Source organism: Bradyrhizobium sp. SZCCHNR1098 (genome assembly GCF_032489375.1).
Classification (GTDB): Bacteria; Pseudomonadota; Alphaproteobacteria; order Rhizobiales; family Xanthobacteraceae; genus Bradyrhizobium.
The window spans coordinates 88,811-101,383 of the sequence record NZ_JAUEXY010000006.1; the positions used below are offsets into that span (position 1 = coordinate 88,811).

The following is a 12,573-nucleotide window of genomic DNA, read 5'->3' on the forward strand; positions in this document are numbered from 1 at the left end:
CGCTGACGCTGGATTGGCGCGAGGTCGAGGACATCTATCCGTTGTCGCCGATGCAACAGGGCATGTTGTTCCACGCGCTGCACGACGACGGCACCGGGGTCTACGTCAATCAGGTCGCGGCCGAGATCCGCGGTCTCGACGCCGGCAAGCTGCGGGCCGCATGGCAGGCTGTCAGCCATCGTCATGCCGTGCTTCGCACCGGCTTCCTGTGGCGTGAATTGTCAGGAACGCCGCAGCAGGTCGTGCATCGCAGTGCCGACGTTCCCTTCGTCGCGGAGGATTGGCGGGAACGTGCGGCGCAGCTCGCTCCGGCCGCCTTGGATGCTGCGCTCACGACGGTTGCAGACCGCGAGCGCGTCGACGGGTTTGATCTCTCGCGGCCGCCGCTGCAGCGCGTGAGGCTGATCCGGATCGCCGACGACCGGCATTGGCTGATCTGGACTCATCATCATATCCTGATGGACGGCTGGAGTTCGGCCCGCTTCATCGCCGAGGTGATGCAGCACGAGGAGCAGGCGGCGCTGCAGGGACAACCGCCGCGCTACCGCGACTACATCGCCTGGCTGCAGGCGCAGGACCATGGTGCTGCGGCCGAGTTCTGGCGAGCGGCGTTGGCCGGGCTCGACGAGCCGAGCCTGCTAGCGCAGCCTGCGGTCGACGGGCGCGTGGGCCATGGCTCGCTCACCATGGCGGTGGACGTCGATCTCAGCGAGCGACTGCAACGTTTCGCGACCCGCGAGCGGGTCACGCTGAACACGGTGATGCAGGCGGCATGGGCGCAATTGCTCCGTCGATTCACCGGCCAGGACACGGTCTGCTTCGGCGTGACGGTGTCCGACCGACCCGCCGGGCTCGCCGGCGCCGAGGAGATGGTCGGCCTGTTCATCAACACCTTGCCGGTGGTCGACGCCGAGAATCCGCAGCAGCGGATCGGCGCGTGGTTGCGCGACCTGCAGGATCGCAATCTCGCCTTGCGGGATCACGGCTGGATGCCGCTGGCCGACATCCAGCGGATCGCGGGCCGGGCAGGGCGTCCGCTGTTCGACAGCATTCTCGTGTTCGAGAACTATCCGGTCGACGAGGCCTTGAAGACCAAGGATGGCCGCCTGAGCGTCAGCCGGACGAGGATCCTCGAAACGAGCAACTATCCGCTGTTCGTGAGCGTCGGTCTCGAAAGAGAGCTGCGGTTGGTGTTCAATTTCCAGCAGCAACATTTCGACGAAGTCGAGATCCGTCGGCTGCAGATGGCGTTCGTGCAACTGCTCGCGGCCATCACTCGCGATGCCGAGCAGGCGGTCGGCTGCATTGCGGCCGATGATTCCGCAGACATCGCGCTGCTGGCGCGGGTCAACGATTCGGCGAGGGCCGTGACGACACCGAGCGTCGTCGCTCAGTTCGAGGCGCAAGCAGAGCGCGCGCCCGATGCGATCGCGCTCGTGCACAATGAGGAGACGATCAGCTATGGCGCGCTGAACGCGCGCGCGAACCGGCTCGGCCACAGGCTCAGGGAGCATGGCGTAGGTCCCGACGTGGTGGTGGGGCTGGCGCTCGAGCGCGGTGTCACGATGATGGTGGCGCTGCTCGCGGTGCTCAAGACAGGCGGAGCCTATTTGCCGCTCGATCCGGACTATCCGGCCGAGCGTCTCGCGCACATGCTGAGCGACAGCGGCGCGAAGCTGTTGCTGACGCAAGCGACGCTCCACGATGGGCTTGCGCCGGTGCTGGCAGGCGGCCACGCCCAGGCTTGGCTGCTGGACGAGGTGGCTGGAGAAGAAACGGTCGACGCAGGCAATCTCGACGTCGCCATCCATCCTGAAAGCCTCGCTTACGTCATCTACACCTCCGGTTCGACCGGCCTGCCCAAGGGCGTGATGGTGCGCCATGGCGCCGTGACGAATTTCCTGGCGACGATGGCTGAGCAGCCCGGCATTGCGCGCGATGACCGCGTGCTCGGTTTGACCTCGCTGTCGTTCGACATCGCGGTGCTCGAGCTCTGGCTGCCGCTGACGCGTGGCGCTCGGATCGTGCTGGCGGATCGCGCCTCGGCCCATGATCCGGCGGCCTTGAAGGCGATCGTGGCCCGGCAGGGCGTGACCATGATCCAGGCGACGCCGTCGAGCTGGCGCATGCTGCTCGATCACGACGACGGTTTGCACGGATGGCTGCCTCGGGGCTGCCGGTTGCTGAGCGGCGGCGAGGCGCTGGCTCCCGACCTGGCGCTCCGGCTGCTCGCGCTCGGAGACGAGGTCTGGAACCTGTTTGGACCGACGGAAACCACGGTGTGGTCGGCGCGCCATCGGCTCGATGCGCGCGATCCCGCACCCGTCCTGGGCGGCCCGATCGGCAGCACAACGCTCCATGTGCTTGACGGCGGTCTCAACCGCGCGCCCGTCGGAGTGACAGGCGAACTCTTCATCGGTGGCGAGGGCCTGGCCCGTGGCTATTGGAGCCGTCCGGCGCTCAGCGCCGAGCGCTTCATTCCCGACCCATTCGGCGATCCCGGTGCGCGGCTGTACCGGACCGGCGATCTGGCGCGGTGGCGGCCCGATGGATTGCTCGATTATGTCGGCCGCGCCGATCACCAGGTGAAGATCCGCGGCCACCGCATCGAGCTCGGCGAGATCGAGGCGCGGTTGCGATCACAGCCCGGCGTGCGCGACAGCGTCGTGGTGGCGCAGGAACTCGGCAGTAGTCGGCAACTGGTCGGCTACGTCAGCAGCGACGATGCGCTCGATGGTGCTGAGCTGCGCGCGCAGCTCATCTCCTTGCTTCCGGACTACATGGTGCCGTCGCGTGTGATGGTGCTGCCACAACTGCCGCTGACTCCCAATGGCAAGATCGATCGCAAGGCGCTGCCGCTGCCTGACACGCGGTCCGCTAAGGCGCAGCGCATCGCGCCACGCAATCCGACCGAGGCCGCACTCGCTGCGATCTGGGCCGAGCTGCTGCACCAGGTGGATGTCGGCGTCACCGACAACTTCTTCGAGCTTGGCGGCGACTCGATCATCTCGCTGCAGATGGTCAGTCGCGCACGCCGCGCCGGTCTCGAGCTGGAGCCGAAAGATGTGTTCCGGCTGCAGACGATCGAGCTGCTCGCGCCGGCCTGCCTGGTGGCGCGGAACGACCAGCCCCCGGTCACCGTCGCGCGCGGCGCATTGTCGGGGCTGACGAGCGAGGAGCTCGCGCGGCTTGGTGTCGACTGGGACCGCATCGAGGACGTCTATCCGCTCTCGCCGATGCAGCAGGGCATGCTGTTTCACAGCCTGCGCGATGCCGGCAGCGGCGTCTATGTCAACCAGGTCAGCGTCGAGATCCGAGGGCTGGACGTCGAGCGGCTGCGCAGCGCGTGGCAGGAGGTCTCTGCTTGTCATCCGATGTTGCGCACCGGTTTCCTCTGGCGCGAGCTGTCCGGCGCACCGCTGCAGGCGGTCCATCGCGAGGCGAGCGTGCCGTTCACGACGGAAGACTGGCGCGGACAGGCCGTCGATGAGGCGCGGCTGTCAGCGGCCCTGGCCGCAGAGCGTGACGCCGAGTTCGATCTCGCGGTACCGCCGCTGCAGCGTGTCCGCCTGTTGCAGCTCGACCACAATCGCCATCGCCTGATCTGGACTTATCACCACATCCTGATGGATGGCTGGAGCTCGGCCCGCTTCATCGCCGAAATCCTGCAGCGCTATGCCGGGCGGGCGCTCACGGCTCGTTCGGCGCACTATCGCGACTATGTTGCCTGGCTTCTGGCCCAGGACGCGCAGGCGGCCGAGCGCTTCTGGCGAGGACAACTCACGGCCTTCGACCAGCCGACGCAACTGGCCGATGCCTTCGGCGCGCGGCGCCACGATGCGCACGGACATCGCCGCTGTTACACGCGGCTCGACAAGGATGCGACCGCGGCATTGAAGGCGTTCGCACGGCACGAGCGCATCACGCTGAACACGCTCATCCAGGGCGTCTGGGCGCTGCTGCTGCAGCGCTACACCGGCCAGCAGACCATCACGTTCGGCGTCACCGTCGCTGGCCGTCCGCCCGGTCTCGACGGCGCCGAGCAGATGATCGGCCTGTTCATCAATACGCTGCCCGTGATCGAGACGCCTTCGCCGGCCGCAACGATCGGTGACTGGCTGCGCGCCGTGCAGGACCGTAACGCCGCGATCCGCAACTTCGAGCAGACGCCGCTCTACGACATCCAGAGCTGGGCCGGGCGTGCCGGCGAGACCATGTTCGACAGCATCATCGTGTTCGAGAACTATCCGGTCGAGCGTGGCCTGCTGCAAGGTGACGGCTCGCTTCAATTCGGCGAGCTGCGCAATGTTGACGTCACCAACTATCCGATGGATCTGTCCGTCTTGGTCGAGGATACGCTGCAGGTCGAATTCACCTATATGCCGAGCCACTTCACGCCGGGTCAGGCGGAGCAGGTGAGGGCACAGTTCGAACATCTGCTTGCGGTCATGATGCGAAGTCCGGATGCCCCGCTCGGCGCGATCGATGCGGCGGCGGCTCAGGACGTGCAGCGAGCACGTGTCTGCAATGGTCGGGCGGCGTCTGCCGCGACGCGTCCGCTCGTGCACGAAATGATCGGCGGTCATGCACAGCGCAATCCTGAGCGTGTCGCTCTCACGATCGGCGGCAGCAACGTCTCCTACGGCGAGCTCGATCGTCGCGCCAATCGGCTCGCGCACCATCTCATCGAGGCCGGGCTCAGGCCGGACCAGCGAGTCGGGGTCGTCGTCGAGCGCAACGACGCCACGATGGCCGCGCTGCTCGCCGTGCTGAAGGCCGGCGGGGCCTATGTGCCGCTCGATCCCGAGCTGCCGCCGGACCGCATTGACTTTGTGATGCGTGACGCCGGCATCACGGTCCTGCTGTCCGGCTCGCGTCACGTCGCCGCCATCGCTGACGTCCGGGCCATCGATCTCGCCTCGTTTGATTTCGAAGCCGGTCCGCATCATGCGCCGGATCCTCATCTGCATCCGGATAACCTCGCTTATGTGATCTACACGTCAGGCTCCACCGGGCGGCCGAAGGGCGTTGCGGTTGCGCATGGCCCGCTCGCGATGCATTGCAGGGCGACCGCTTCGCTCTACGAGCTCGATGAGCACGCAAGCGAGCTGCATTTCCTGTCGCTGGCGTTCGATGGCGCACATGAGCGCTGGCTCACGGTGCTGTCGCAGGGCGCAAGGCTGGTCATGCGCGATGCGGAGCTATGGACGCCCGAGCAGACCGTTGCGACGCTTCATGCCCAGCGCATCACGCACATCGGCCTGCCGCCGGCCTATCTCCAGCAGGTCGCCGAATGGGTGGCGCAGACCGGCAATCCGCCGCCGGTGAGGCTGTATTCGTTCGGCGGCGAGGCCATGCCAAAGGCCGGCTTCGACAAGGTCAGGCGGACGCTGAAGCCGCAGATCCTGATCAACGGATATGGTCCGACCGAGACCGTCGTGACACCGCTGGTCTGGAAGGTCGACGGCAACACGGAGTGCGACAAGGCCTATGCACCGATCGGCAGTCCCGTCGGCCGCCGCACGGCCTACATCCTCGATGTCTTCCTGAATCTCGTTCCAGCGGGCGCCGCCGGCGAGCTCTACATCGGCGGGTTCGGGCTCGCGCGCGGGTACCACGCCAAGCCAGGCATGACGGCGGAACGCTTTGTGCCGGATCCATTTTCAACGGAGGATGGTGGGCGACTCTACCGCACCGGCGACCTGGCGCGATGGGATGCGAGCGGCACGATCGAATATCTCGGGCGCGGCGACGATCAGGTCAAGGTCAGCGGCTTCCGGATCGAGCTTGGCGAAATCCAATCGGCCCTGTTGAGCGACCCTGCAGTCGCGCAGGCTGCCGTGCTCGCCGTGGTGGGTGCGGGAGGAAATCAGCTCGTGGCCTATGTGGCGCCACGGGCGCCAGGCGACGCCGCCGCTGCTGCGGCCGAGCGGCTGTCTGCAACGCTGACTGCCGCGCTGCGCCGGACCTTGCCGGCCTACATGATTCCATCCCGCATCATCGTGCTCGAGCGCCTGCCCACGCTGTCGAGCGGCAAGGTCGATCGCAAGGCGTTGCCCGCGCCGGACATCGCTGCCGTGGCCGCGTTCATCGCGCCGGAAAGCGCTGCCGAAGTCGCGATGGCGAAGCTGTGGGCGGAGGTTCTCGGCGTCGCGCAAGTGGGCGTCACCGACAACTTCTTCGAACTCGGCGGCAATTCGATTCTCAGCCTCAAGGTGATCGCGCGACTTCGCCGCGACCCGGTCCTCGATGGCGAGATCAAGCTGCGCGATCTCCTGCAGAGGCCGACCATTCGCGCCTTGCTCGGCACCCCCGCAGCATCATCCACGCGGCCGTCGGCGCTGCTGCCCCTGAGTTCGCCGGTCGATGGCACGCCGCCGGTGTTCTGCCTTCACGGCGGATTCGGCACGGTGTTCGACTATGCGCCGCTGGCGCGCCGTTTGGAGGGACAGAGACAACTGATCGGACTGCAGTGCCGGACGCTGGTCGAACCATCCTTCATCGACCAGTCGCTGGCGGCAATGGCCGTGGGCTATGTCGATGAGATCGTGCGGACGCAAAGCAAGGGACCCTATCATCTGATCGGCTGGTCGCTTGGCGGACTGGTCGCGTGCTTGGTTGCTGCAGAACTTGAGCGGCGCGGTGAGCGGGTCGAGCGCCTGGCGCTGATCGACAGCTTCGTTCCGCATGGTGACGAGCAGCCGTCGCCCGGGCGGCATTGGACGGACGACTTGCTGACGCTGCTGTCGGTCACGGCGCCGGGCGTGCAGCCTTCAGCCATCACGTCGCAGGTGACGGCGATTCGTTCCGGCGATGTGCCGGTGACGGACGAGGTGATCCGGCGCCTGGTCGCCGATGCAATCGGCATGGCGCCGCTGCAGCCGCGCGACGGTCTTCTCGGCGTCGACGACATCGTCGCGGCCTTCAGGGTCGGGCGCCACCTCGCGCAACTGGCTCGGGCGGCCGAATGGCCGGCCGATCTCGTTGCAGCACCCGGCTGCTGGTGGACGTCCGGCCGGCTTCGACAGCGCGATCGGCTCGCGGCGCGGCTGCCGCACGCGGCGGATTGTGGCGTGGCCGGCGACGACCACTTCTCGATCCTTAGCAACGAATCCTTCCTGGCGGCGCTCGGCGCGTGGCTGGAGCCCGTCCGGGCGGCGCAGACATCGCCGGATCTGCAGCCCGAACCGGCTGAATGAGGTGATCATGAGCCTTCATCCTGATATCGCTGCACTGCTCGAGATGATTCAGCTCGGAACGGAATCCGGCGCGCGCATTCCGTTTCGGCAACTCACGCCGGCGCAGGCGCGTGCCGATTTCGACGCCTCCTCGCCGTTGCTGGATATCGATCCGCCGCCGCTCGCATGCGAGAGACAGCTTGTGCTGCCCATGCGCGACGGGACGGAGATCGCCGCGCGGCTCTATGCGCAGCGGCCGTTGGACGTCGCCGATCCGATGCCCGTGCTGCTCTACATGCATGGCGGCGGCTTCGTCGTCGGCAGCCTCGACTCGCACCAGCCGCTGTGCCGGGGTCTTGCCGATGACAGCGGCGCGGCGGTGCTGTCGATCGGCTACCGGCTGGCGCCGGAGCATCGGTTTCCGACCGCGTTCGAGGACTGCGTGGATGCGCTCGCCTGGATCGGGCGCGAGGGGCCTGCGCTTGGTCTGGACCCGCGGCGTGTCGCGGTCGGTGGCGACAGTGCGGGCGGCACGCTCGCTGCAGCCCTGGCGATCGCCGCGCGCGATGACCGGGCCTTGCCGCAGCCCGCTCTTCAGGTCCTCGCTTATCCCGGCCTCAGCCCGCAGCAGATCTCGGATTCCTACGAAAAATACGGCTCGGGCTATCTGCTCGAGCGCGAGACCGTGGACTGGTTCTTCGACCACTATCTCCCCCAGGACGCCGATCGCCACGACTGGCGATTTGCGCCGCTGGCGGCATCCGATCTCACGCGCGTCGCGCCTGCGCTGATCGTGCTCGCCGAGTTCGATCCGCTGGCCGACGAGGGGCGGGCCTATGCTGAAGGCTTGCGCGCGGCCGGGGTCGCCGTGGATCTGAAGGTCTATCCCGGCATGATCCACGAGTTCCTGCGCATGGGCAACGTCGTGCCGGACGCTCTGCGGGCCCGCGCCGACATCGGCGACAAGCTCGCTACCGTCTTCGGCATGGGAATGGGAGCTGGCGACCGATGATGACGTCATCCAATCCAGGACTTGCCAACGTCGGAAGCCTGCTGCGGCCTTATTGGTTGCTGCTCGTCGCAGCCATCCTGCTCGGTCTCCTCGGCGGCGCCAGCGTTGCGGGTCTGCTCGCCGTGGTGAACCGCGGCCTTTACGCAGGGCCAGGCGACATTGGTGGGCTGGTCGCCTCGTTCGCGGGTCTCTGCGTCCTGATCGTGGTCGGCTCCGTCGGCTCGGACATCAGCGCCAACGTCGTCGGACAGCGGATCGTCGCCTCGCTGCGCAAGTCGCTGGCCGCCAAGATCCTGATGGCGCCGATCGACCAGCTCGAATCCTATCGGTCCCACCGCCTCATCCCGGTTCTGACCAAGGATGTCGACGCCATCAGCGATTTCGCCTTCTTCTTTCCGGCCTTCCTGGTGTCCGGCGTCATCGTCGCCGGCTGCCTGATCTACCTGGCGGTGCTCTCGTGGCCGCTGTTCCTGGTCACGGCAGCCTTGATCGCGCTCGGATCGTTTGTCCATTATCTCGCTCGCAAGCGCGGAATGACGGGCTTCAATCTCGCGCGCCAATACGAAGACGACCTGCAGAAGCATTACCGCGCGATCTCCGACGGCGCCAAGGAGTTGCGGCTGCACCGCCCGCGCCGGCGCCACGTCCATGTCGATCTGATAGGGCAGACCGTCGACCGGATCGGCGACGTCCAGATCAAGGCCATCAATCTGCTCGTGACGGCGCGTGCGCTCGGGACGGTTCTCCTGTTCCTGGTGATCGGGACCACGCTCGTGCTGCGTCCGCTGCTGTGGCCCGACAGCCCGGCCTCGGTGTCCAGCGGCTTCGTTCTGGTGCTGCTGTTCATGCGCGGACCGATCGACCAGTTGATCGGTATGCTGCCGTCGCTCGGCCGCGCCCAGCTCGCGATGCGTCGGATCGCCGAATTGTCGGACCGTTTCACCACCGAAGAGGCGGAACTGCTTGATGATCCGGCCGGTCGGACTGCCGACCAGATTGAATCGATCGAGTTGCGCGGAGTCTCCTACGCATTCCCGGCGTCCTCATCCGAACGGCCCTTTGCCATCGGACCGATCGACCTTCGCATACGCCGCGGCGAGATCGTCTTCATCGTCGGTGAGAACGGCAGCGGTAAGACGACGCTGATCAAGCTGCTGCTCGGACTCTATGTGCCCGATCGCGGCGTGCTGCTGCGCGACGGCAGTCCTGTCGTCAGCGAGACCCGCGACGACTACCGGCAGCTCTTCACCACAATATTCTCGGACTATTTCCTGTTCGACACCCTTGCACAGCAGAGCAATCAGCGATCTGAGCTCGCACAGCGCTATCTCGACCGCCTCGAGCTTGCGCACAAAGTCTCCATCGAAGGCGGCGCATTCTCCACAACCGACCTGTCGACAGGCCAGCGCAAGCGGCTCGCCTTGATCAATGCCTGGATCGAGGGACGGCCCGTGCTGGTGTTCGACGAATGGGCGGCCGATCAGGATCCGGCGTTCCGTCAAATCTTCTACACCGAGCTGCTCGCCGACCTCAAACGTCTCGGCAAGACGATCATCGTGATCTCGCACGACGATCGCTACTTCCACTGCGCCGATCGGATCGTGCGCCTGCGCAACGGGAATATTGACGTGGGCGCCCCCTCCGAGCGCCGCGAGCCGGCGCGAAGGCAACGCTCGCTCACGCCGGCTCTGCAGGAGTCCATTGAGTCATTTGAGGCAACGAAGCCGTGATGCGCAGCTTTGTAGTTAATCTAAACGCGGTGCCTCGGACCTTCTTGTTTTCGTCGTGCCGGCCGATCTACATCCTGAACGGGAGTGGACAGGGATGACGCCCGTGCAGATCAATGAAGGGGGAGGGTTTCGCATGAGCGCGACCGCGAGCGCTGCAGGCAGCGCCCGGACATTTCCCGTCGCAATTGACGCGACAATGTCGGTCGTTCGCGACGATGACGGGATAAAGGTGATCGCGGATGGTGCGGCGCTGTTGTCGTTCCGGTCAGATGGCGAGCTGATGCGGCTGACCGTGCACGACGGCATCGGTGATTGGGGCCGCGTGTCGCGCGGAGTCGCGGCGATGGCCGAAGCGGTCTTCGGCTGGACGCCGTCGCTGGAGAGGCTCGTCCTTGCGCTCGACGACAATCCGGCAGCAGCATCGGCCTTGGCGAGAGACGGCCTTGCGGTGGTCACCGACGGCAGGTTGACGCTGCGTCCGGACATGGTGATGCAGCGACGCGAGAACTGGCTGACGGACGCCGCATGTCCGCCGTTTCCACTATCCTACACGATGACCGATGGCAGGCGCCATCCACGGCGACCGCCCAAGCCGGTCGGCACCGTCTACGCCCGTTTTATTCCCTGGCTGTCCGACGTCGTCAGTTTTCGCGTCGTCGACATCGCTCACGATCTCCCGCTGGTCCACCGCTGGCTCAACGACCCGCGGGTGGACTCGTTCTGGAACGAGGCGGGGGACATCCACGCGCACCGGCAGTATCTGTCGCGGATCATGTCGGACCCGCACATGGTGCCGCTGATCGGCTCCTTCGGTGATCAGCCTTTCGGCTATTTCGAGCTCTATTGGGCAAAGGAAAATCGCATCGCGCCGTTCTACGAGGCGGCGGACTATGATCGCGGCTGGCACGTGATCGTCGGCGAGGCCGGCTTCCGGGGCCGCCGCTTCATCACGGCCTGGCTTCCCTCGCTCATGCACTACATGTTCCTCGACGATTGCCGCACCGAGCGCATCGTCGGCGAGCCGGCGGCGGCGCATTCCCAGCAGCTGCGTAACCTGGATCTGGCGGGCTTTGCCAGGCTCAAGAACTTCGACTTCCCACACAAGCGGGCAACCCTGGTCATGTTGCTGCGCGAGCGCTTCTTCGGCGACCGGCTGTGGCAGCCGGCTCCTAAGGAAGCACCCATAGAAGCCTAGCGCGGACGGAGCATCACTCATGTCGTATCATCCTGCCCCTGAATATGATGTCGTCGGCGTTGGCTTCGGGCCATCGAACCTCGCACTGGCGATTGCACTCGACGATTGCGCCAGGCAGCAAAGCTTGAAATGCCGGTCCCTGTTCGTGGAAAGGCAGCAGGACTTCAAGTGGCATGGCGGAATGCTGCTGCCCGGCAGCAGCATGCAGATCTCCTTCCTCAAGGATCTGGTATCGCTTCGCGATCCGACCAGTCCGTTCACCTTCGTCAACTATCTTCACAAATCCGGCCGGCTGCTCGACTTCACCAACTGCAAGACGTTCTATCCGAGCCGGATCGAGTTCAACGACTACCTCCGATGGGTCGCCGGCCAGTTCAGCGCCATGGTCGCATATGGAGAGACAGTCGAGGCTGTCGAGCCCGTGCACGCCGGTCAGTCCGTCACCGCGCTTCGCGTGCTCACGCGCATGGCTGACGGGAAAGAACGGTCACGCGTCACGCGGCACCTCGTGGCCGCCGTCGGCGGCGTGCCGCACATCCCGTCCGTATTTCGAGCGGTCGCGATGGATCCGCGGGTCGTGCACACCAGCGGCTATCTCGGCTCGACGCTTGCGGCAGGATCGGACGGCCGCTCGCCGCGGGTGGCGGTCATCGGCGGCGGGCAAAGTGCGGCTGAGGTCACCCTCGATCTCAGCGAGCGGATTCCGGGCGCCCAGATCGATCTGGTCTTCCGCGGGCATGCGCTCAAGCCGGCCGACAGCAGCCCGTTCGTGAACGAGATCTTCAACCCGGACTACACCGATTATTTCCATTCGCGGTCCGACGGGCAGCGCGAGACAATCGTCCGCAGCTTCCGCAATACCAATTATGCGGTGGTCGACCCCGACCTGCTCGATCAGCTCTACCGGATGACGTATCAGCAGCGCGTTGCCGGAGCTCGGAAGCTGGCGCTTCATCCGCGCAGCGAGATCGTCGCAGCTCATGCCTCCCCCGAGGGGGTGGTGCTCGAGTTCAATAACAAGGACGAGGAGGTCCGCCGCCGAGCGGCATACGATGCCGTCGTGCTCGCCACCGGCTACGAGCGATCTCCGATCCCGGGGTGTCTCGATCCGATCAGCCGCTACATCGAGTCGGCGTCGCTTGATCGCGACTATCGTCTGCAGACAAGTCCCGCGTTTCGTCCACACGTCTATGTGCAGGGCTGCGCCGAAACCTCGCACGGCCTCAGCGATACGCTGCTCTCGGTGCTGCCGATGCGGGCTCAGGAGATCACGAAGTCGCTCGTGTCGACAACGGCGAGAGAACAGGACGCAGCGTCCTCGCATGACCGGGGCGAGCGCGTGTACTCGTGATGGAAAGCCGAATGCGGAGCCGCGACGAGCGCGCCGCGCGCGACGTCGTGGATTGAGGCCGAAAGGGCATCTTTGCGACGACCTGGCCGTCCCTGGCGTGTCACGGT

The 12,573-nt window shown here is 66.0% G+C and carries 5 protein-coding genes (1 of these 5 running past the window's edge); all 5 read left to right on the forward strand.

What is annotated here, in order from left to right; translation table 11 throughout:
• Positions 1 to 7,199, forward strand: the final stretch of a protein-coding gene (locus QX135_RS14870) for a non-ribosomal peptide synthase/polyketide synthase (protein ID WP_316234132.1). The gene continues 9,208 nt to the left of window position 1, outside the view; 7,199 of the gene's 16,407 nt are visible here — the last part of the coding sequence; the start codon falls outside the window, past its left edge; it ends in the stop codon at positions 7,197 to 7,199.
• Between the two features lie 7 nt (positions 7,200 to 7,206).
• The gene (locus QX135_RS14875) at positions 7,207 to 8,190 is read left to right on the forward strand and encodes an alpha/beta hydrolase (RefSeq protein WP_315797576.1); all 984 of its coding nucleotides are present in this window, start codon (positions 7,207 to 7,209) and stop codon (positions 8,188 to 8,190) included.
• The gene (locus QX135_RS14880; protein ID WP_315797577.1) at positions 8,187 to 9,920 is read left to right on the forward strand and encodes a cyclic peptide export ABC transporter; all 1,734 of its coding nucleotides are present in this window, start codon (positions 8,187 to 8,189) and stop codon (positions 9,918 to 9,920) included. The genes QX135_RS14875 and QX135_RS14880 overlap by 4 nt, the downstream gene beginning before the upstream one ends.
• Positions 9,921 to 10,116: 196 nt before the next feature.
• A complete protein-coding gene (locus QX135_RS14885) occupies positions 10,117 to 11,115 on the forward strand; it encodes a GNAT family N-acetyltransferase (protein ID WP_315797578.1) in 999 nt (332 codons plus the stop codon).
• Positions 11,116 to 11,134: 19 nt separating this feature from the next.
• The gene (locus tag QX135_RS14890; RefSeq protein ID WP_316234133.1) at positions 11,135 to 12,466 is read left to right on the forward strand and encodes a lysine N(6)-hydroxylase/L-ornithine N(5)-oxygenase family protein; all 1,332 of its coding nucleotides are present in this window, start codon (positions 11,135 to 11,137) and stop codon (positions 12,464 to 12,466) included.
• Positions 12,467 to 12,573: the final 107 nt, after the last annotated feature.